Genomic DNA, 21087 nt, shown 5'->3' with positions numbered 1-21087 from the left:
GACTTGCTCATGCGTGTGTTTGTGACCGGTGCGACCGGATTCGTCGGCTTCCCCGTCGTCAAGGAGCTGATCGCCGGCGGCCATAAAGTCCTTGGTCTGGCGCGGTCGGACGAAGGCGCGAAATCCCTCGCCGCTGCCGGTGCGCAGGTGCATCGCGGTTCGCTTGAAGACCTCGAGAGCTTGCGCACTGGGGCCGCTACCGCCGATGCCGTCATCCATCTCGCCTTTATTCACGACTGGTCGAATTTTGCCGAGAGTTGCGCGGTCGACCGGCGCGCCATCGAAGCTTTGGGGTCTGTTCTCGCCGGCTCCGATCGGCCCCTCATCGTCACAGGCGGAACAGCGGGATTAGCCCGGCCCGGCGAAGTGGCGACCGAAGACAATGATATCCCGCCGGACTTCCCATTTCCCCGCGTTTCCGAACAGACGGCTCTCTCGCTGAAAGGCGTGCGCGCTTCGGTCATGCGTCTTCCGCAGGTCCACGATACCGAGAAGCAGGGGCTGATCACTTACGCCGTCGCCGTGGCGCGCGAGAAGGGCGTCTGCGCTTACGTGGGGGACGGGGGCAATCGCTGGGCAGCGGCCCATGTCTCGGATGTTGCGAGGCTTTATAGGCTTGCGCTGGAAAAGAACGAGGCCGGCGCGAAGTATCACGCCGTGGCTGAAGAAGGCGTGCCGATGCGCGATATCGCGGAAGCCATTGGCCGCAGCCTGAAGGTGCCGGTGAAATCCATAAGCGCGGAAGAAGCCCCGGCGCATTTCGGCTGGCTGGCGATGTTCGCGGCGCACGATCTTCGCGCCTCGAGCGAAAAGACCCGCAAGACGCTCGGCTGGACTCCGACCGGCCCCGGGCTGATCGCCGATCTCGAACGATTGCACAGCTTCGCTTGAACCCGCGCGCACGGCCGCCGCTTTAGTGCGGCTCTGTTGTCCACGGCCGAAATTGCGATGTGAATCCCGCCCCATTTACGTGGCCTCTTGCCTGCGGCACACTTTTGCGGCACGTGCAGAGCACGAATCGAAAACGGGCGGGAATTCATCGACATGGCTGGCGCCTGCACGGAAGGCCTCGATACCGGATTTGTCGCGCTGGGCTATGCCAAGGTCGGCGTTCTCGGCGTCGTTCAAGGCATCACCGAGCTTCTGCCCGTCTCCTCGACGGCGCATATGCGGATCGTGCCGGCGCTGCTTGGCTGGAACGATCCGGGCTCGGCCTTCTCCGCCGCCATGCAGCTCGCGGCGCTGGCCGCGGTCCTCAGCTATTTCTGGACCGACGTAAAGGGCCTCACCGGCGGCGCGGTCGCCGCCCTGCAACGGCGCGATTACGCCGATTGGTCGCTGCGCTTCTGCGTCTGGATTCTTCTCGCGACATTGCCGATCATCATCGTCGGCTCGCTTCTGTCGAAACTGCTCAACGCCTGCAATTCGCCGCTGCGCTCGCTCGCCGCCATCGGCGTCGCCTATATCGTGATGGGCGCCTTGCTGGCGCTGGCGGAGCTTTATTCGCGCCATAAGCGCACGCTCGACCATGTCGATTTGAAGGATGCGATGATCGTCGGCTTGGCGCAGTGCGGCGCGTTGATTCCCGGCGTCTCGCGCTCGGGCGCGACGTTTACCGCGGCGCTATTCCGCGACCTCGAACGCACCGAGGCGGCGCGCTTTTCCTTCCTGCTCGGCATTCCGGCCATTGCCGCCGCCGGGCTCAAAGAGCTTTACGAATTGCACAAGGCGCATCTCGATGCGCATGCCTGGTCGATCCTCGCCTTCGGCCTCGTCGTTGCCTCGATCTCGGCCTTCATCGCGATCTGGGGCCTGCTGCGCATTCTCGAACGTTTCGCCTCCTGGCCCTTCGCCGTCTATCGCGTCCTGCTCGGCGCCTTTCTATTAATTGCCGTCTTCGCCCATTGGCTGCCCAATTGAGCTGAGAGGCTCGCGCCGGAGGCTGCCATGCCCACCGCGCCCCGCTTCCTGCCCGCCGGCGAATCCGCCCTCGTCGTCGAATTCGGCGCAGCGATCGATGCCGCGCTCAACGACAAGGTGCATGCCTTCGATCGCGCTCTGGCGCAGGCCGCGATTCCCGGCATCATCGAGGCGGTGCCGACCTACCGTTCGCTGATGATCCATTTCGATCCGCGCGTGCTCGCAACCGATGCCTTAATCGCCCGGCTGCGCCGGCTGGAGATGGCGCCCGAGGCCGTGGCCCCGGCAAGACATTGGCTGATCCCGGCCTGTTACGAGCCGCCACATGCCGAGGATTTGGCCGAGGTCTCAGCCGCGCTCAATCTCGCGCCCGAACGCGTCGTGGCGCTGCATGCCGGGGCGACCTATCGCATCTACATGTTCGGCTTTGCCCCGGGCTATGTCTTTCTCGGCGGCCTTCCGCCCGAACTCGCCATCTCGCGGCGGCCAAAGCCGCGCCCGCCGGTGCCGCAAGGCGCGCTGCTGATCGCCGGCGGGCAAGCCTTGATCGCCAACCGGCCGATGCCGACCGGCTGGTATAATCTCGGGGCGACGCCGGCGCTGCTTTTCGATCCGCGCCGCATGCCTCCTGTCGCCGTTGATCTCGGTGACCGGATCAGCTTTGTGCCGGTCGATGGTGCGACATTCGCAACCCTGCGGCAGGCTGCCGCCGACGGCGCGCCGGCAATCCGGCAGAAGGCATAGATGGCGCATTTGCGCATACTCGGCGCCGGGCCCGGCGCAACGATCCAGGACGGCGGCCGGTTCGGCTACCGCCGCTACGGCGTGACGCCGGCCGGGCCGATGGACTGGGTTGCCTTTCGCACCGCCAATCTCGCCCTCGGCAATGCGGCCGACGCCGCGGCCGTCGAGATCGGCCCAGGCGGATTGGAATTGATCGTCGAAGCCGACGCACCGGTCAGCCTTGCCTTTTGCGGCGGCGGCTTTGCCTGGTTTCGCGGCGGCCAATTGGTTGGCGCCGCAGCGCGGTTGTGTTTGGCGCCGGGCGAGATATTGGCTGCGCGGCCGGGCGTGGCCGGCATTTTCACCTATCTCGCCGTCGCCGGGGGATTGCGCACGCCGATCGAACTCGGCAGCCGCGCTACCTATGCGCGTGCCGGCATGGGCGGCCTCAACGGCGGCCTCTTGCGCGCCGGCGATGACCTACCTCTTGAAGCCAGTACCGGACCTTGCGCCGATGACGCGATGATCGTCGCCCCCTGGTTGCGGCCTGATCCCGACGCGCCCTTGCGCGTCGTGCTCGGCCCGCAAGACGATTATTTCGATCCCGCTGCACGCGATCTTTTCTTCAGCGCGCCATTCCGGGTGGTGGCCGGCGATCGCATGGCCTATCGGCTCGACGGGCCGCCGGTCGCGCATAGCCGCGGCTATAATATCGTCTCCGACGGCGTGGCTTTGGGCGCGATCCAGATCGCGGGAGACAAAAAGCCGCTGGTCCTGATGGCCGATCATCCGCCGACCGGCGGCTATCCCAAGCTCGGCCATGTTGCGCGCGCCGATATCGGCCGCCTCGCGCAATTGCGACCGGGGCGCGCCTGCCGTTTCGCCGAGGTCGGTGCCGAAACCGCCCGCCGGGCGCTGCAAAGACTTGAAGACGAGATTGCGACGACGACAAATTTTTGCCGCCCTTTGCGCCGCCAAGTGGCACTCGCTGGCGTCGCAACGCCCGACCGCACGGCTTGGTCGGCCGCCGGCAATCGCCACCCGCGTTGACTAGACGGGCGCAAACTGGTCTACATCCGCCTCCATCTGGGGTTTTGCTCAACGATTATGACAGATGCTGCCGTCAAGAAACCGGGCTCCGGCATCACGGGCGAATTTGCCGAAAGTCTCGGACTTGTCACGCCTTTAGAGCGAGCTTGGCACTTTCGCGAGTTGATCCGCGCCGTCGTCCGGCGCGAATTGATGGCGCGTTTCAGCGGTTCGATCCTCGGCTGGCTCTGGGCGATCTTCGGGCCGCTGCTGATGCTGTCGGTCTATACGATCATCTTCTCGCATGCCGTCGGCATCCGCAGCCAAACAGCCTCACATGGCGTCGCCAATTATTCGCTGAATATTTTTGTCGGCCTCATCGTCTTCAACCTGTTCGCGGAGCTCGCCTATCGCGCACCCGGCCTGCTGCACGAACACGTGAACTTCATCAAAAAATCGATATTCCCGAGCGAAACCTTGGCTTGGACGGCGGCGATCCGGGCGAGCGTTTATGCCGGAATCAGCTTCTGTGTGTTGCTGTTCTTCACTGTGCTCATTACGCATCAGCTGGCGCCGACCATCCTGCTGCTGCCTTTCGTTTTCGTGCCGTTTTTCCTTTTTCTGCTGGGCGTGTCGTGGTTTCTGATGGCGCTCGGCTCGTTCACCCGCGACGTGATGCATTTGATGGCGTCGATCGTCCCGGTTTTCATGTTCGCGACGCCGATCTTCTATTCCATCGACGATGTGCCGCCGGGCTTGCGCTATGTGTTGCGGATCAATCTGATCGGCGATTACGTCGAGCTCATGCGCGATATCGTGCTGCTCGATCGGCTACCGAATCTCTGGCTCTATCTGGGGACGGTCTTTGTCTCGCTCGTCATCTTCCGCTCCGCCTATCGATTCTACATGCGTTACAAGAATGTCTTCGTCGATGTCATCTGAAGTCGCAATCAGCTGCAAAGGCGTCGGCAAGGCGTTCCAACTTTACCTGAAGCGGAACGACCAGCTTTATCAGGCCCTGTTCGGCCGGTGGAAGCAGTTCTATCATCCGCATTGGGTCTTGCGCGACATCAGCTTCGAGGTCCGTCGCGGCGAGACCTGGGGCATCATCGGCCGCAACGGCACCGGCAAGACGACTTTGCTGCAGCTCATCTGCGGCATCAGCAAGCCGAGCTGCGGCGACATTCAGGTCGCGGGGCGGATTGCACCCATCCTGGCGCTCGGTGCCGGCTTCGATCTCGAATTGACGGGGCGCGAGAATGCACTGATCGGCGGCGCCATTCTCGGCCTGCGCCGCAAGGACATTCTGCCCAAACTCGATTCAATCGCGGCTTTCGCCGACATCGGCGAATTCTTCAATCAGCCGCTTAAAATGTATTCAAGCGGCATGATGGCGCGGCTCGCTTTCGCCGTCTGCGCCCATGCCGATGCCGATATTCTGATCGTCGACGAGGCGCTGTCTGTCGGCGACGCGACCTTCGCCAAGAAATGCGACGATTACATCAAGGATTTCGCTTCGAGAGGAACGATTCTCGTCGTCTCGCACGATCTCAGCACGCTTGAAACCTTGTGCGACAACATCCTGTGGATCGATGAGGGCCATGTCGCCGCCATTGGCCGTCCCGCCGATGTGACCGCGGCCTATCGGCGCGCCTTCAACATCGGCAAGCACGTCAGCGTGCCGCGTCTCGTCGTCTGAGGCGCTCAAAGCCCGCCTATAGCGAGGCCGTGGCCCCGCTCGGCACGCTGCGGTCACGGCCGCCCTTGCCCTTCACCACAAAGCGCGCTTGCTGGCGCAGGATGAGCGCCAGCGCGACGATAAATTCGAGGCCGATCGCCACAGCGACGAGAAACACAAGGAAGGGATCGCGCCGCACCAAGCTTTCCGTCCCGATCAAGATTCCGATATGAATGACCGGAATTGCGACAAGAGCGGCCATGGTCGTCGCGTTGCGCCCCGTCGTACTCGATAAGGTCAAGACCAGGCCGATCGCCAGCAGTGCGTGCGACAGGGCCATGATCGGAATTCCGAAACGTTTCGCCGCTTCGCTCATCCAGTCGGCGATCATCTCCGTCTGGCCGTTGCGGCCGGGCCATGCGGCGAGGAATTCCGCGCCGGGCATTTCGAAAACGCCGCGCCAGCCGCGCTTGGGCATGCCATTCGTGCCCTGCATATCCAATTGAATCACATATTGGTCGAAGTCGGCGGTCCGGATTTCATTGCTGCCATTCGGCCGGCTTTGAAACGAACCATGCGTCATGACCAGCAGGACGCCATGCTCGTTGCGGCGAAACTCGGTCTGTCTGGCAGTGATGATCTCTTCTTCCTTTTTCGTCGCATTATATTGATGGATGAACATGCCCTCGACGACATCTTCCGTTTTCCAGCGCTTGAAATAGAGCGTCCGCGCGCCGTTATCGAATGTGTAGAATTGCGCCGGCTCCAGCATCCGGTGATTGAGCGAATTGCGGATGACGTAGATGACATCGTGCATCTGCCCGACATTGTCCGGTGCGACGACGATCGACACCCAATAGCCGAGGACGACGGCGATCGCCGCGACAGCGGCGGCCGGCACGCAGATCGACAGCACCGAAAGACGCAGCGAATAAAGCACCGCGATCATCCCCTCGGCTGCCATACGCGAAAACTCAAGCGCCACAGCAACGCCGACCGCCATTGGCAAGGCGAGATAGATGGCGGTCGGCAAAGTCCCCATCAAGGCCGGCATCAGCAGGCCGCTGCGCACCGCGGACGATGGCAGATAATGGAAAAGCTGCGTCATCACCACCGGCACGCAAAGCCCGACTTCGAGCAACACGACCGTGAAAAGGATCCGCCGACCGAGATAGACGTAAAGCAGTCTTGGCACTTGTTAATTCTCTGCTTCTGTTCAGCGTTCGGATGATGCGCCACAGGGCGCATCCGGCCGTTCGTCATCATTCCGGCGCATTGGTTCGCAGTCTCTCCTTGCCGACGATCATCCTTGGCAAGTAAAAGGTCCGTGTGCCAACCGGCGACCGGATTAAGCATATCTCATCCGCCGCGGAGGTCCGCTGCTGACTTGGCGCTATAGCCAAGGTAGAGGGAAAGATATAGCTTCTATTCGCCTTGAATACCCGAGCGCTTAGGCAAGATCATGAACCTGAGGGCGCGAAGGCGGCAGGCAGGCAAGCTCCGATGAACATTTCAGCCCCTTTGCGGGACCCTTCGACGCGAGAGATGGCGACACAGCAGGCCGGATTTCAGCTTCCCTGCGTCAGTGTCATCGTCGTCAATTATAATTACGGCCGTTTTCTGGATCAGGTCGTGGGCAGCGTCTTCGGCCAGACCTATCCGAACGTTGAATGTATCGTCGTCGACAATGCCTCGACCGACGAAAGCCGCGACGTCTTGCCCGCGCTCGAGGCGCGTTATCCACAGCTTCGCATTGTCCGGCGCGCCAGGAATGACGGCCAGACCGCGGCATCCCTCGACGGCCTCGAGATCGCGCGCGGGGCCTATGTGATTTTCATGGATGCCGACGATCTTCTGCTGCCGCAAGCGATCGACGCGCATATGTTCGTGCATCTTTCGCTGCGTGTGCATGTCGGCCTCACTTCGGGCGATATGCTGCAAAGTACGGATGACCAAATCGTCATCGGTACCGGCGAACAACTGAATCGCTATATCCAGAGCGGCGCCGGGCGGCGCGACAATCTGCTTCGGCCCTACGCGCACGCGTTTCAGCCCGACTGGCCGCCGCCCGGCCTTGCCGAATCGTTGCGCGACAACGTTCATCTCGTGCCCCACGGAACGGTGGAATGGGTATGGTCGCCGACGTCCGGCCTCTGCTATCGCCGCGACGCCTTGCGCCAATTCGTCGACAATCCGCCATTGGCCGGATTACGAACCGGAACAGATATGTATTTCGCACAAGGCATCTGCAGCCTTTACGGCGGCGCCATCGTCGATACGCCGGTTTTTATCTACCGCATTCATGGCGGCAACGAGTTCTCACGCCAGCCGCAGCTCAACCGCTACAAAGTCTACGACTCGACATCGCATAACAATAACGATTATGCGCGCCACCTCATTGTCGATCATCTCGTTAGAAACGCCGATCGCTTCTATAAACATAGCCAGGTGCCGTTGGATTATTTCCTCGCGCTGGTGCGGCTCGACCAGCCCGATCCCGATCCGCAAGCGCCGGCTTGGCGGCGCCGCTCGCGCGCAGCCGGCCAGATCGTCGATCATTATGCCGACGTCGCTGCGGCGATCGGCTCCTGGAAGACGCGCGCGCTGTTGCTTTGGCTGAGAGTCCCGCCGACAGTCATCGCACGGGCCGCCCGGCAAGACGCGTGACGCGTTATCCGGCGCCAGCAGCTTCCGCCTCGGGCCTGACGGGCAAGACGGTCCTTCTGGTCCATCCCGCATGGCATTCTTGCGGCAGCTACAATGTCTTCGCCGCGCAAGCGGAAGCCTATCGCGCGCTCGGCGCGAACGTGCACAGTCTGGCGGTTGACGGATTCCCGGGCAAGACCGCGCAATCGCCGGCCGCGCAGGCTTATTTCGCCGCGACGCAGGACCTCAAAGCCGAGGGTCGGTTCTTCACCGGCATGCCTCTCAGCGCCCTGCCGACGCGGACCTTCGCGGCGGCCGCCAGCGCCTGGCTGCACGGCGATTATGCCGCCATGCTGGTCGAGGCCGCCGACCGGTCGGCTCTGCCTGACGCTCTCCGGACGCTCAAGGTCGACCTCATTCATTGCAATCATTTCTTTTGCATGCCGGTCGCCGTCAAGCTGCGCGGCGAGGATCACGTGCCTTTGCTGCTCGACACGCATGATCTGCAAGCGCGGCAATTCGCCTTGCGCAATCACGATGCGTGGACGCTTGCGCCGAAAGCCACGTACGAGACGATGCTTGCGCGTGAACTCGCGCAGATGCGCGCCGCCGATGTGCTGATCCACCTCAACACCGAAGAAGCGGAGGCCTTTCGCGCCCTGCTGCCGGAGAAGCGCCACGTGCTGCTTTTCCCGGCTGTGTCCGCGATGCCGCTCAGCCGCGGCCAAGACATCGTCATCGTCGCCAGTTCGAATTATCCGAATTTCCTCGGCCTCAAATGGTTTTTGAGCGAGGTGATGCCGCAGGCCGGCGATATTCCCGTCCGCATTGTCGGCAATATCGACCGCATGGTGCGTGCCCGCGCGCCGCGGCTGTATCGCCGCTATGAGGCGCTCTTTGCCGGCTTCAGCGATGATCTTGCGAAAATCTATAGCCAGGCTGGCACGATCCTCCTGCCGACGACATCGGGCTTCGGCATTTCGATCAAGACGGTCGAGGCGCTGTCGAGCGGCGCGCAGCTGATTGCCACGCGTCAGGCGTTTCGCGGCATGGGGATCGACCCGGCCGCTCTGGGGAATGTCGTGCTGGCTGAAAGCGCCAAGGATTTTGCCGGTGCCATGCGGCGCGCCATGAAAGGGACCACCACCGGCGACGCGGCTTGCGCCGACAGCGATACGCAGCGGCTCTACGAGCGGTTCTTTACGCCCGCCGCCTATCGGCAAAGCCTTCGGGCCCTCGCCGAACCGCTGTTGTGACCCGGTACGACGGCGCGAGCTAGCGCGCGCACTAGGCGCGAAAGCGCGCGGCGGCCTTGTCGGCAAATTGATGCCAATATTGGTCGATCGGACGCTGCCGGCGCGGCATGCCGATAATGCCCGGCCAATGGCAGAAATACAGTCTGTCGCCCCTGAAATCGACCGGCCCTTCGGGGCTCAGGGTGATGCCTTCGCTCTTGTAATAGCTCTCGCCCGAAGCGCTTGGGACCGCCTCCGGCAAGGTCGCGATCTTCAAACCGCGCCGGTGCACGACGAAATTGGTCAGCGGCTGAGCGAACAAGCCGCCGCGCTGGCGGACCGTATGAAAGATCCGCTCATCCTGGGCGATCACATCGAAGAAGTTCTGCAACGAAAGAACGCGCCGCGACGTGACGAAGAACCCATCATTGAACAAGAGCGCGTCGCGGAGGAAATCGTAATCTTTGTGCCTCGAATTATAGATGTAGTCGTGGCACCGCGCCGAGACGATAAACTCGGCTTTTCCGGATTCGATATGGCCGAGGACCTTGGTGAAATCCTGCAGCATGATCGTATCGACGTCGAGATAGATGACCTCGTCGAGCGGAAGCGCCAGCGCCAGCAACTTCCGCAACCGGCGGCGATGCCCCGGATTGAGCGGATAAAGCCGGCGCGCCAGCGCATCGAGTTCCGTGCTGTCGATCGAGACGATCTCGACGCCATAGGCGTCGGCCGCCTTGCGCGTGCGCTCAAGGTTGTCGTCGTAAGGAATGAGGTAGAGCGGTATCGACGCGCTTGTCGCCAGATAGCTTTCGAAGAAGGGCAGAAGCCAATCGATGACGCGGTCGTTGGCGATGATGGCAATCCCGTATTTCTTTGACTGCATATCTTCAGGTAGAGCGGATTCGGGCATGGCTCACTTCGTGATGACAAAATCTGCCGACATTCGACCGGGGACTGGACCTTTGCGATTCATCCCGCCGGTGGTCGAAGAACGCCAGAAGCATGACGGCGCGATCTCGCGCCGCAGGCCAACCGTGAGAAGGGGCCACGACCGCAATATTTGCGAACACCGTCGATCCCAACGGATCGAAACCGGAACAATTCGCACAACGGGCCGGGCTTTCGCATGCCTTCGAGTGGCCTCCTTTTATCGGCGCCGGTGCAGCGGATCAAGGCGGCAAAGCCTCACGGGCATCGGGGAAAGCCCGGCGCCGGCAGGCGGGCGCGACGCGATGGAGCGCCGCAATCGACGCAATATCAACGGGCCCATAACATCTTTGTAAAATCAATTTACGCCGCGGTTGAGCCGCCGGCTTGACGAATGGGCGCAAATATTCATCAGTCGTCGCCTGATCGCCTGTAAGGCATGCGCCGTTTCGGGCACCGGAAAAAGGCCTAGCTGATGACGTCACCCAACGCCGGGACCACGGCGGAAGCCTTGCGCGCTTCGCCGCGCCTTTTCGACAATGCGCTGCTCGACAAGCTTTCGCGCGTGCATTGGTCGATGCCCTTGTTCCTCTACACGCCGATCGTGGCGTGGCTGGGCTGGCTCAGTTTCAGCAGTTTTTCGCCCTTGGCGGTCATCGCGCTCACGGCGCTCGGTTACGCGATCTGGACCCTGATCGAATATTTCGGGCACCGCTATCTTTTCCACGCCGAATTTCCAGGGAAATGGGGCGCGCGGCTGCATTTCCTGATCCATGGCGTTCATCATGACCATCCGAACGATCCGCTGCGGCTCGTCATGCCGCCCTTGCTCAGCGGCCCGATCATGCTGATCGCTTTGGGCGTCGCGCTCGTCCTCTTCGGCCGCCCGCTCGGCTACCCGGTGCTGATGGGTTTCATCGTCGGCTATCTGGCTTATGACATGGTGCATTATTACGTGCATCACGCGACGCCGACGACACGGCTCGGACGCTACTTGCGCCAAGCCCATATGCTGCATCATTTCCGCGATCCGGAGAGCTATTTCGGCGTCAGCGCGCCCTATTGGGATGCGATCTTCGGGACGCGTTACGCGCCGCCCGAGCAGCGCCGCGGTTAGCCGCTCATCGCCAGACGATCAGGCGCGCTCCCGCGCCGAGGTCCGCGGCCGCAATTGGAGCGTCGCCGGCCGCGGCTTGCGCGCGCCGACGAAGACATCGAAGCGGCCGTTCTGCCAGACGACATCATTCGTTGTCCAAGCCCGCAGCCAAGCAGCAAGCGCCAGTGTCTCACGGCCCAGAAAGGCCAATGGCGCATAGACCGATGTTTCCCAGCCTTTGAGCCGCGCGAGGCTGAGTTCGCCCAGGAACCAGCCGCCGAGCGTCAGGCCGAAGGCGGCAAAGCCAGGCAGGCCCAAAACCGGCGCCGCCAGGGCCGCGGCAAAAGCGGCCGGCAGCGGACTGACGATCGGCTCCAGCGGAAACGTCAGCGGCTCATGCGTGTGGCGGATGACGCTCCAGCGCACCTGCCGGTCATAGACCTCGCGTAAGGTCCGCCAGCCGATGAGCTGGCGCAAGGTGCGATGCGCAAAGACAGTGCGCAGCCCGACCGCGTCGAGGCCCTTGGCGATGGCCGTGTCCTCGGCCAAGGTATAGCTCACGGCGTCGATGCCGCCGGCGCGGGCGAGATCGCTGCGCCGGAACAGCATCACTTTGCCGACGCCATAGCCGAAGCCGAGCATGGAAGCGGTGAGCAAAAGGCGCGCATGGGCGTTGATGATCGCGCCCTCGATATGGCCGGCGATCGTCTCGGCCCGTTCGGCGACCGGCACGCCGACGACCATGCCGATGCCGGGCGCGAAATTGCGCATGAAATCGGCGAGTGTGTCGCGCTCCAGCACGATGTTCGAATCCTTGACCATGATGAAATCATGGGCAGCCGCCGACAACGGCGCATCGAGCGTATTGAGCTTCGGGCTGACTGCGAAATCCGACTGCGAGCGCAGGATGCGCGTCGGAATCCGCGGATGGTTCGCCTTGAGTGCGAAGGCGGTTTCGAGCGCCGGGGAATCCGCCTCGGCGGCGCTGAACAGAACCTCGTAATCCGGATAGGCCTGATCGAAGGCGGACGCCTGGGCGACATCGAAGCCGGAATGTTCCAGCTTGATCGGCATGACTGCCGTCACCGGCGGCTGTTCGGGATTTTTTGCCCGCCGCGCCTGCAGCAGCGGCTGCAGCAAAGCCCCGATGCAGGTCGCGACGAACACGACGAGGGCAATGGCGAGCCAGACAGTGGCGAGATAGGGAATGAAACTCATAGCGCCCCTGAGCCTGCCGCGTCCGCAGGCCTTACCGAAATCCCACGGCCGGGCCGAAACGTCAATCGGCCGGCGCCGGCAATCCAGCATATCCCTCGGCGAAGCTCAAGGCCAAGTCGGGTCAAAGGCTTAGTTTTGGCCCTCCAGCCCTTCGAGCTCCGCGATTAAGCCTTCGACCATGCCAAGGCCGATCTGCCAGAAGGCCGGATCCTTCGCATCAAGGCCAAACGGGGCCAGCAGTTCCGAATAATGTTTGCTGCCGCCGGCCGCGAGCATGGCGAGGTAGCGTTCCGCAAACCCATCGGCGGCGCGCTGATAGACGCCATAGAGCGAATTCACCAGGCAATCGCCGAAGGCATAGGCATAGACATAGAAAGGCGAGTGGATGAAATGCGGGATATAGGCCCAGAAGGTCTCGAAGCCAGGGCCGAGCCGGATGGCCGGGCCGAGGCTTTCGCCCTGCACGCTCATCCAAAGCTCGCAGATTTTTTCGCGCGTCAGTTCGCCGTTGCGGCGCTCGAGATGCACCTTGCGCTCGAACGTATAGAAGGCGATCTGGCGCACCACCGTATTGAGCATGTCTTCGACCTTCGCCGCCAGCATGGCGCGGCGCTCGCTGACGGAGCCCGCCTTGGCGAGCAGCGCACGGAAGGTCAGCATTTCGCCGAAGACCGACGCGGTCTCGGCCAAGGTCAACGGCGTCGGCGCCATCAGAGCGCCATTCGGCGCGGCCAGAACCTGATGCACGCCATGGCCGAGCTCATGCGCAAGCGTCATCACGTCGCGCGGCTTGCCTTGGTAATTGAGCAGCACGTAAGGGTGCGCCGAGGGCACGGTCGGATGGGCGAAGGCACCCGGCGCCTTGCCGGGGCGCACCGGCGCGTCGATCCAATTGCGGGCGAAGAATTGTTCGGCGATGCCGGCCATACGCGGCGAAAAATCGGCATAGGCACCAAGCACCGTGTCACGGGCTTCATGCCATGCATAGGTTCGCTGCGGCAGGTTGGGTAGCGGCGCATTGCGGTCCCAGAAATCGAGCGCATCCTTGCCGAACCAGCGCGCTTTCAATTTGTAATAGCGGTGCGAGAGACGCGGATAAGCGGCCGCGACTGCGGCGGCCAGCGCATCGACGACCTCACGTTCGACGCGATTGGATAAATGCCGGGCGTCGGCAACGTCCTCGAATCCGCGCCAGCGGTCGGAGATCTCCTTGTCCTTGGCGAGCACATTGGTGATGAAGGCGAAGGTCCGCAGATTTTGCGACAAGGTCTCGGCGATGGCGCCCGCCGCTTCCTTGCGCACGGCCTCCTTCTCGTCGACCATCAGATTGAGAGCGGGCTCGAGCGTCAGCTCTTCGCCGCCGACCTTGAACCGAAGGCTGGCGATCGTCTCATCGAACAAGCGATTGAACGCGGCGCGGCTCGTGACCGATTTCTCGTGGAACAATCGCTCGATTTCGTCGGCGAGTTCGTGCGGCTTGTCTTTGCGGATGTCATCGAGCCAAGGACGGTAATGCGCAAGCGGCGGTCGCGCCGCCAATTGCGCGATTACGTCATCGTCGAGCCGATTGAGTTCGAGCTGGAAAAACAGCAAGTCCGTCCAGAGGGCGTTCAGCCTCTCCTGGGTGTCGCCATAGAATTTCACGCGCACCGGGTCGGTCGTGTCGCCGGAATAGACGAGGCTCGCGTAAGAGCCGATCTTGCCGGTGAGATCGTCGAGGGCTTCGTAGCGGCGCACCGCCTCGTCGAGGTCGTGCGATTGCGGGTCGGCGAGGTCTTGTGCGGCCAGCGCCGCAAGGTTGCCGCGGTAATCCGCCGCGAAGGCCTTGGCCTCGCGCTCCGCACGGGCGAAATCTGCAACAAGCAGCGGCGAGTCGATCGCCGGATAGAGATCAGTGAGCGACCATTCCGGGAGCGGACCCAAGACCGTCTTTGCAGTCGGCGCAGCCGCGACATTCGAGAAGACCGCAGACGCTTCTTTTGAGGACATGGCTCGACCGGGTTTGAGACGCGCGCTTGGCGGCCTTCCTTACCGCAGGCAAGCGGGATGGCAAAATCCGCGCGCTCTGATTCGTGCCGCAAGGGCCCGGCGTTACGCTTGGCACGGGATATTTCTGCTCAACTTTTATTGAGGCGCCCTGAGCGCCCGTCCGGGTAACGCAGCAACGCTTTACGGCGAAAACACAGGCGCACGGCCGATCTTCTGGCTGGCCGCGGCGGCGCCGATCGCACCGTTCCGCGTCTTCGAGACACGAAAAGGAATAAGACCATGAATGTCAAAGCCCCTCTCGCGGCCTGCGCACTCGCTTTTGCATTGGCCACGACCGGCGCCAGCGCCGCGACGCATCATCATCATCGCATGAGCGTCGAGATGATGCGCCACACGACCGCGACGCTGAACGACGGCACCAAACTCGATGTCGATGTCGTCAAGATGGACGGCCATATGATGATTGCCATTCCGGCCGACGAGCTGCCGGACTATTTGCACCAGCAGATTTTCCGCGTTCAACGCTAAAATTTTAACGTTTCCGCCGGGCCGAATCGCGGCCCGGCGTCTTTCAGGCGCAGAGCTCTCGCTAGAGCGGGATGCGAAAAAGTGTCAGCGGTTTTTCGCGAAAATCCCGCTCTAAACGATGAAAACCGATCACGTTTATGATTTCGGGTCGATTCGATCCGAAATCATCGTGATCTCGGCGCTTTTTTTATTGTCCGAAGCACCGCTCGCCTGTGCCGCAATAAGGCGCCGCATTAACACCGCATTTACCCTGATGGGCCAGCATAGGCGTGGATAGCCTGCGGGTGCGGCTGGCGGCCGCGCGGTTCCCGCCTGGGGACCAAGGCCTCGTGCTGGTTTATGGCGGCATGCCGCCGCCGATCAAAGAAAGTGCCCATGTCCTCACTCGTGCTGATTGTCGACGACGATCCGGTTCAACGCCGCGTTCTGGAAACGCTGGTTCGCCGGTTCGGCTATGACTGCGAATCGGTCGATAGCGGCGCCGCCGCGCTGCAGCGCCTCGAGGCCCGGGCAGCCGACGTCGATGTCGTGATCCTCGATCTGGTCATGCCCGATGTGGACGGTATGACGGTCCTCGAACGGATGCGGGATCAGAAGCGCGCTATTCCGATCATCGTGCAGACGGCGCATGGCTCGATCGATGCGGTGATCTCGGCGATGCGCGCCGGCGCGATCGACTTCGTCGTGAAGCCGGTCGGTGCCGAACGGCTGCAGGTTTCGATCAAGAATGCGCTACGCGTCGAAGCCCTCGAGGACGAAGTGCGCCGGCTCAACCGGCAATCGTCCGGCACGCTGACCTTCAAGGATCTGCGCAGCAAGAGCGAAGACATGGAGCGCGTCGTCCGGCTCGGCGAGCGCGCGGCGAAATCGACGATCCCGGTTTTGCTCGAAGGCGAATCCGGCGTCGGCAAGGAAGTGATCGCCCGGGCGATCCAAGGCGCCTCCGACCGGCGCAGCAAACCCTTCGTCACGGTCAATTGCGGCGCCCTGCCGGAAAACCTCGTCGAATCGATTCTCTTCGGCCATGAGAAGGGCGCCTTCACCGGCGCCACGGAGAGGCATCTCGGCAAATTCGTCGAGGCCAATGGCGGCACCCTCTTTCTCGACGAAGTCGGCGATCTGCCCCAGGACGCCCAGGTCAAGCTTCTGCGCGCGCTGCAAGACGGCGAAGTCGATCCGGTCGGCGCCAAGCGGCCGGTCAAGGCCGATGTCCGCATCATTTCGGCGACGAATCAGGATCTGATCGATCTCGTCAAACGCGGCGTCTTCCGCGAAGACCTCTATTATCGCTTGAACGTCTTTCCCATCACCGTCCCGGCGCTGCGCGCGCGGCGCGAAGACATCGCCGATCTCGCCCGGCGGTTTGCGGCGCGTTTTGCGGCCGAGGAAGGCAAGCCGCTGCGCGGCATCAGCGCCGAGGCGCTGGCCCTGCTCAATTCCTATCCCTGGCCCGGCAATGTGCGGCAGCTGGAGAATGCCATCTTCCGCGCCGTGGTCCTTGCCGATAGCGACGAACTCACCATCACCGAATTCCCGCAGATCGCCGCGCAGGTCGAGGGTTTCGATGTGCGCATTCCGGTCGCACCCGCCTCGCTGGTGCGGCCGGCCCGGCCCGAGCGCGAAGTGGTCCGCGTCGAAGTCCGCGATCCGAACGTCCTGCCGTTGCTCGACGGCGCCGGGAATCTGCGTCAGCTCGATCATCTCGAAGCCGAGACGATCAAATTCGCCCTCGCCTATTATCGCGGACAAATGTCGGCGGTGGCGCGCAAGCTCGGCATTGGCCGTTCGACTCTCTATCGCAAGATGAAAGAGTACGGATTCCATCACGCCGATGACGAGAGTTTGATGGACAAGGACCCTGACGAGGGCCATGCCGCGGCCTAAGTTCGCAGGGTCGGCCCGCACGGGCGGCGCAATCGCGGACATTGTTCGGATCGCTCATCAATTTCGACCGCAATTCTGTCCGGCCAGTGCGCGACGTTCCATCGGCGTGCCGCTTTAATTTACTTATTCGTGCTACGCTCCGGATCGTGATCTCAGGCGTTAAGGACGCGCATGTACCGCGACTGTCGATTTGGTTTCGTTTTCGCCGCCGTGCTGGCGGTCTGTCTCCCCTTTGCGGTTCATGCCCAGGCGCCGGATAAGGCGCCGCCCGATCGCCAGCCGGCGCAGATCATCGCCGCGCCGGTGAGCGCCAAAGCGCCGGCGGTGCCGGACGACGTGACTGGCGCCATTCCGGCGCAAGAGGCAACGCCGTTGCCGGATGATGCGCCGGCAAGCCTGCCGCCCAAGCTCAGCTTGCCGAGCGATACGCCACCTGCAGCCAAACCCGCCGCAGCCAAGGCGGCGCAGCCGAACGATTCCAAAAGCGCCTCACCCAACGGGCCTGAGAAGCCGCCGCTCCCCGGCTTTGCCGCCGCAGTGAAAAAGGCGCTCGATGCCTGGCCGGTGCCGCAAGGCAGAGGCCGCCAGGCCGCCGAACTCTGGCTCGAACACAAGGATATCGCCGACTATTACGCGGCGCGGGATTATGCGCCGCTTTGGGTCGCCGACGCAAAACCGGTCGCAGCAGTGACGCCGATCAAGGCGCGGCTCGCGCTCGCCGGCGACGACGGCCTCAATCTCGCGGATATTCCGCAAGCCGATTTCTCCGGCGACACGGATCATCTGGCGACGGCCGAAATCACCTTTTCGCAGGAGATCGTCGCCTACGGGCGGCAGGCTTCCGGGGTGCGCATCGACCCGCAGGACATCAATCCGCTGATCGGCGCCAAGCCCGATGTGGCAGAACCCGGCCTCATCCTCGGCGCCGTCGCCGCGGCGGAGATGAACGGCGGCGACGTTCTGCAAAGTTTCAACCCGCAGCAAAAACCCTATCTGGCCTTGCGCGCCAAGCTCATCGCGCTGCGCCGCCAGAACAATCCCGTCTCCGAACGCGCCATTCCGCCCGGGCCGTCGCTGAAACTCGGCATGACCGATCCGCGCGTGCCGCTGATCCGCGCCCGCCTCGGCCTCGACGTGACGCAAAGCGATTCGGATCTGATCTACGACACGCAGGTCGCGACGGCGGTCGCGGACTTTCAGAAGGCGAACGGTCTGCGGCCGTCCGGCGTTCTCACGCAGCGCACGCAGGCGAGTCTGTCGCCGCAGCCGAAAGAAAATATCGAGAACGACATTATCGCCAATATGGAAGCCTGGCGCTGGATGCCGCGCGACCTCGGCCGTAGCCGCATCGATGTCAACATCCCGGACTTTGAGGTGCGCGTCGTGCTCAACGGCAACCTCGTTCTGGAAAACAAGGTCGTGGTCGGCAAGCCGGACACGCCGACGCCGGTCTTTTCCAACACGATGAAATTTCTCATCGTGAATCCGTATTGGAACGTGCCGCCCTCGATCCTGCGCAAGGAAATGCTGCCGCATCTGGCGCGCGATCCCTATTATCTGCAGCGCATGGGGTTCGAGACCTTCTATTACCATGGGCGTCTGATGGTGCGGCAGCCGCCGGGCGAGAAGAATGCGCTCGGCCGCATCAAATTCATGTTCCCCAACCAATATTCGGTCTATCTGCACGATACCCCGCAGCGGCGGCTGTTCGCCGAGACGAAACGCGCCTTCAGCCATGGTTGCGTGCGCGTCGATCAGCCCTTCGACTTCGCCCAGACCCTGCTCGGGCCGAAATGGCCGGAGGACCGTATCAAGAGATTGATCGGCGGCAAGGAACACTATGTCTTCCTGCCGACGCCGCTGCCGATCCATATCGAATATTTCACCGCCTATGTGGGCGATGACGGCCGCTTGATCCTGCGCGGCGATGTCTATGGCTACGAGCACCGGATCGAGAAAGCGCTCGGCCTTGTCGGCTAAGGCCGCGCTATGGCCCCTCGCACGCGATATTGACGACGCCGCTGCGAATCAGCGAAGATTCACACATGAAACGAAAGCGGCGTTCGTTTCCCGCATCCGACTGCGATCAAGCGCGCGGAGAAAGCTTTCACCGCCGACACAGGTTCGCCACATTTGCTGGCTTACCTGACTTGGTCTTCAATCATCGACAACGTTTAAGAGTGTCATGAATGCGGGACAACCGTGGAACGGGGGTAGCGGCCTCGCTTTGGCGATGGAACGTTAACGGTTCTCGGTAGAAATGCAGTTCATAGGCGGCGACGCCCGAGAAGAGCAGATGCGGCTTCATCGTCGCGTCCGAGAACCGGGGATTTGTTTTGCCAAAACCGCGCTTCAGCACGGACCCAGTATGCGCGCGATGGCGTAGAGGTGATGTGATTGCAAATTTGATCGGCGCGACGCTCGGCACGATCAAATCCTTCCTCGAAGCCCGTTCGATCTCCGCCAAGGTTTTGACCGCCGGCCTCATCGGCTCTTCGCTTCTTCTCCTCGCTCCCGCCTCGACCGAATCCGCCGCCGCCAACGGCGATACGCGCACGCTTTATCTCTATCATGCGCATACCGGCGAATCGATCGACGCCACCTATCGCGTCGACGGCCATTACGATCCCGACGTCCTGAAAAAGCTGAACTGGTTCCTGCGCGACTGGCGGCGCAACGAAGAGACGACGATGGACCCGCGCCTCTTCGACGCGGTCTGGGAAGCTTATCGCGGCGCCGGCGCGACGCAGCGGATCGTCGTCCTCTGCGGCTATCGCTCGCCGGAGACCAACGCGATGTTGCGGCGGCGTTCACGCGCGGTGGCGGAACATTCGCAGCATATTCTCGGCCGGGCCATGGATTCGACCATGCCGGGCCTGTCGATGGAGCGGCTGCGCGAATCCGCCGCCCGCCTGCAAATGGGCGGCGTCGGCTATTATGGCGACACCAATTTCGTCCATATCGATGTCGGCGGGGTGCGCATGTGGCCGCGCATGACTTATGCGCAACTCATGCGGCTCTTCCCGGACGGCAAGACCGTCCACATCGCCTCCGATGGCCGGACATTGCCGGGCTACGAGGAAGCGCGCGCCGAGCTCGCGGCCAACGGCACCTCGGTCGCGAGCCTGCCGCCGGCGCAGAATTCGGGCATCGGGGCGTTCTTCGCCTGGCTTTTTGGCAAGGGCAACAGCGGCGACGACGAGGATAACGCGACGGCACAGCAGCCGGCGGCGCCGCAGCCGACGCAGGTCGCGGCCGCCCAAGCCCCCGCGGCATCCGAACCGGGAATGCAGGCCGACGCGACGGGCAGCATTCCGGACCATCCGAGCGCCGCAGCGGCGGAGACGGCCGCCGAAACGGTGGCGGAGCCCGCCGTCGATATGCCCTTGCCGCCGCAGCGCCCGGTCGATCTGATGGCCACGGCCGACGTCCCGCTGCCGCCCGAACGGCCGACGCTGCAACTCGCCGCCATATCCGCGCCCGCGCCCGTCAAGCCCGATCCGACGATCGTCGCCGAGGCGGAGACCGGGGCCCCCCAACTTCCCGGCATTATCACGCAAGGTCCCGACGACGGGCGGCCGCGGCAGGGCCTGTCACGGGCCTATGGCGTGCCGGAGCAAGCTCTCGCCTATGCCCCTGTGGCGCAGATGGAGGGTTTGCGGTCGGCGGCGCATGATCGCCAGGCGGCACCGGGGGAGCCGAGAACGGCGGCCCATACCGTCGTTATTCTCCCGGCGCGGCTCGACGGTTCGAATTTCCGCAGCCTGACGGGGGCAACGGATATCGCCGAACTCGCCAGCGCAACCATTTTCGGGCCGACGATCACCGGCCTGCGCAGCGCCGCGCGGGTCGAAACGGCTGCCCTGATCGACCGCATGTCGGTCGGTTACTCGACCCGCTTCAGCCGCGTGGCAACGACGCTCCCGGCCGATCATTTCGGCAGTCAAAGCCAGGAAGGTCCGGTCGCCCTGGTGGACAACAAGTCCGGCGACTAGCCCGCTCAGCGATCGGCGATGTGCGCCGCCGGCGCTGGGGCCGCCCCGGCGGGGCTCTCCCGCAACGTCCAAACCAAAAGCATCGCGAATGCTGCGCCAGCGGCAAGTGCGCGAAACATCTGTGCGAGCGCCGCGGCGTGGCGTGATGGGCGATGGGTGCGAATTCGTGGCATAATGGATCGGGCTCCTCCGCTGGCCGGGACCGGGGAGAGCCAG

At 63.0% G+C, this 21087-nt stretch carries 17 protein-coding genes; 13 read left to right on the top strand and 4 right to left on the bottom strand.

Annotated features, from left to right (window positions below; translation table 11 throughout):
• Window positions 1-9 precede the first annotated feature (9 nt).
• The 6 genes from Q0025_RS02050 to Q0025_RS02025 all read left to right on the top strand — a co-directional run bounded on the left by Q0025_RS02050 (window position 10) and on the right by Q0025_RS02025 (window position 5371).
• Window positions 10-891, top strand: a complete 882-nt coding sequence (locus tag Q0025_RS02050; protein WP_297295507.1) for an SDR family oxidoreductase — start codon at window positions 10-12, stop codon at window positions 889-891.
• 153 nt (window positions 892-1044) lie between these two features.
• Window positions 1045-1920: an undecaprenyl-diphosphatase UppP gene (gene uppP / locus Q0025_RS02045; RefSeq protein WP_297295505.1), complete on the top strand. Its 876-nt coding sequence runs from the start codon at window positions 1045-1047 to the stop codon at window positions 1918-1920.
• Window positions 1921-1947: 27 nt separating this feature from the next.
• On the top strand, window positions 1948-2664 hold the full coding sequence (locus tag Q0025_RS02040; protein WP_297295503.1) for an allophanate hydrolase subunit 1: 717 nt from the start codon (window positions 1948-1950) through the stop codon (window positions 2662-2664).
• Window positions 2665-3693: a biotin-dependent carboxyltransferase family protein gene (locus tag Q0025_RS02035; protein ID WP_297295502.1), complete on the top strand. Its 1029-nt coding sequence runs from the start codon at window positions 2665-2667 to the stop codon at window positions 3691-3693.
• A 57-nt stretch (window positions 3694-3750) separates the two neighbouring features.
• On the top strand, window positions 3751-4614 hold the full coding sequence (locus tag Q0025_RS02030) for an ABC transporter permease (protein WP_297295500.1): 864 nt from the start codon (window positions 3751-3753) through the stop codon (window positions 4612-4614).
• Window positions 4604-5371, top strand: a complete 768-nt coding sequence (locus Q0025_RS02025; RefSeq protein ID WP_297295499.1) for an ABC transporter ATP-binding protein — start codon at window positions 4604-4606, stop codon at window positions 5369-5371. The genes Q0025_RS02030 and Q0025_RS02025 overlap by 11 nt, the downstream gene beginning before the upstream one ends.
• Before the next feature lie 16 nt (window positions 5372-5387).
• On the opposite strand, the gene Q0025_RS02020 is transcribed toward Q0025_RS02025, so the two are convergent.
• Window positions 5388-6545, bottom strand: coding sequence for an LptF/LptG family permease (locus Q0025_RS02020; protein ID WP_297295497.1), 1158 nt, complete (start codon window positions 6543-6545; stop codon window positions 5388-5390).
• Window positions 6546-6853: 308 nt separating this feature from the next.
• Here Q0025_RS02020 and Q0025_RS02015 point away from each other — a divergent pair, with 308 nt between their 5' ends.
• Complete coding sequence (locus Q0025_RS02015) at window positions 6854-8017, top strand: glycosyltransferase family 2 protein (protein ID WP_297295495.1); 1164 nt, start codon at window positions 6854-6856, stop codon at window positions 8015-8017.
• Entirely contained in the window at window positions 8014-9252 is a 1239-nt protein-coding gene (locus Q0025_RS02010; RefSeq protein WP_297295493.1) for a glycosyltransferase, read from the top strand. The genes Q0025_RS02015 and Q0025_RS02010 overlap by 4 nt, the downstream gene beginning before the upstream one ends.
• A 31-nt stretch (window positions 9253-9283) precedes the next feature.
• On the opposite strand, the gene Q0025_RS02005 is transcribed toward Q0025_RS02010, so the two are convergent.
• A complete protein-coding gene (locus tag Q0025_RS02005) occupies window positions 9284-10144 on the bottom strand; it encodes a hypothetical protein (RefSeq protein ID WP_297295491.1) in 861 nt (286 codons plus the stop codon).
• Between the two features lie 492 nt (window positions 10145-10636).
• Between Q0025_RS02005 and Q0025_RS02000 the strand changes: the two genes are divergently transcribed.
• Complete coding sequence (locus Q0025_RS02000) at window positions 10637-11278, top strand: sterol desaturase family protein (protein ID WP_297295489.1); 642 nt, start codon at window positions 10637-10639, stop codon at window positions 11276-11278.
• Between the two features lie 18 nt (window positions 11279-11296).
• On the opposite strand, the gene Q0025_RS01995 is transcribed toward Q0025_RS02000, so the two are convergent.
• Together Q0025_RS01995 and Q0025_RS01990 are read right to left on the bottom strand one after the other, a co-directional pair.
• Window positions 11297-12475 (bottom strand): glycosyltransferase, encoded by a 1179-nt coding sequence (locus tag Q0025_RS01995; RefSeq protein WP_297295488.1) that lies wholly within the window; start codon window positions 12473-12475, stop codon window positions 11297-11299.
• A 129-nt stretch (window positions 12476-12604) separates the two neighbouring features.
• Complete coding sequence (locus tag Q0025_RS01990) at window positions 12605-14464, bottom strand: M3 family oligoendopeptidase (RefSeq protein ID WP_297295486.1); 1860 nt, start codon at window positions 14462-14464, stop codon at window positions 12605-12607.
• A gap of 279 nt (window positions 14465-14743) precedes the next feature.
• On the opposite strand from Q0025_RS01990, the gene Q0025_RS01985 reads away from it, so the two are divergent.
• The 4 genes from Q0025_RS01985 (at window position 14744) to Q0025_RS01970 (ending at window position 20871) form a co-directional block, all read left to right on the top strand.
• A complete protein-coding gene (locus Q0025_RS01985) occupies window positions 14744-14992 on the top strand; it encodes a hypothetical protein (RefSeq protein WP_297295484.1) in 249 nt (82 codons plus the stop codon).
• Window positions 14993-15367: 375 nt separating this feature from the next.
• Window positions 15368-16876, top strand: coding sequence for a sigma-54 dependent transcriptional regulator (locus tag Q0025_RS01980; protein ID WP_297295482.1), 1509 nt, complete (start codon window positions 15368-15370; stop codon window positions 16874-16876).
• Window positions 16877-17047: 171 nt separating this feature from the next.
• The gene (locus tag Q0025_RS01975; protein ID WP_297295480.1) at window positions 17048-18856 is read left to right on the top strand and encodes a L,D-transpeptidase family protein; all 1809 of its coding nucleotides are present in this window, start codon (window positions 17048-17050) and stop codon (window positions 18854-18856) included.
• 413 nt (window positions 18857-19269) lie between these two features.
• Complete coding sequence (locus tag Q0025_RS01970) at window positions 19270-20871, top strand: DUF882 domain-containing protein (protein WP_297295478.1); 1602 nt, start codon at window positions 19270-19272, stop codon at window positions 20869-20871.
• Window positions 20872-21087 lie beyond the last annotated feature (216 nt).

The organism is uncultured Methylovirgula sp., from assembly GCF_947646745.1.
GTDB lineage: Bacteria > Pseudomonadota > Alphaproteobacteria > Rhizobiales > Beijerinckiaceae > Methylovirgula.
The sequence above is the reverse complement of the archived record's forward strand: the minus strand, read 5'-3'. Positions and strand labels throughout refer to the sequence as shown.

Excerpts from the sequence above, each read along its gene's own strand:
- Q0025_RS02005 (WP_297295491.1), bottom strand. The coding sequence starts at position 10,144 with ATGCCCGAATCCGCTCTACCTGAAGATATGCAGTCAAAGAAATACGGG.
- Q0025_RS02030 (WP_297295500.1), top strand. The coding sequence starts at position 3,751 with ATGACAGATGCTGCCGTCAAGAAACCGGGCTCCGGCATCACGGGCGAA.
- Q0025_RS01995 (WP_297295488.1), bottom strand. The coding sequence starts at position 12,475 with ATGAGTTTCATTCCCTATCTCGCCACTGTCTGGCTCGCCATTGCCCTC.
- Q0025_RS02015 (WP_297295495.1), top strand. The coding sequence starts at position 6,854 with ATGAACATTTCAGCCCCTTTGCGGGACCCTTCGACGCGAGAGATGGCG.
- Q0025_RS02040 (WP_297295503.1), top strand. The coding sequence starts at position 1,948 with ATGCCCACCGCGCCCCGCTTCCTGCCCGCCGGCGAATCCGCCCTCGTC.
- Q0025_RS01985 (WP_297295484.1), top strand. The coding sequence starts at position 14,744 with ATGAATGTCAAAGCCCCTCTCGCGGCCTGCGCACTCGCTTTTGCATTG.
- Q0025_RS02050 (WP_297295507.1), top strand. The coding sequence starts at position 10 with ATGCGTGTGTTTGTGACCGGTGCGACCGGATTCGTCGGCTTCCCCGTC.
- Q0025_RS01990 (WP_297295486.1), bottom strand. The coding sequence starts at position 14,464 with ATGTCCTCAAAAGAAGCGTCTGCGGTCTTCTCGAATGTCGCGGCTGCG.
- Q0025_RS01980 (WP_297295482.1), top strand. The coding sequence starts at position 15,368 with ATGTCCTCACTCGTGCTGATTGTCGACGACGATCCGGTTCAACGCCGC.
- Q0025_RS02035 (WP_297295502.1), top strand. The coding sequence starts at position 2,665 with ATGGCGCATTTGCGCATACTCGGCGCCGGGCCCGGCGCAACGATCCAG.
- Q0025_RS02025 (WP_297295499.1), top strand. The coding sequence starts at position 4,604 with ATGTCATCTGAAGTCGCAATCAGCTGCAAAGGCGTCGGCAAGGCGTTC.
- Q0025_RS02000 (WP_297295489.1), top strand. The coding sequence starts at position 10,637 with ATGACGTCACCCAACGCCGGGACCACGGCGGAAGCCTTGCGCGCTTCG.
- Q0025_RS01975 (WP_297295480.1), top strand. The coding sequence starts at position 17,048 with ATGTACCGCGACTGTCGATTTGGTTTCGTTTTCGCCGCCGTGCTGGCG.
- uppP (WP_297295505.1), top strand. The coding sequence starts at position 1,045 with ATGGCTGGCGCCTGCACGGAAGGCCTCGATACCGGATTTGTCGCGCTG.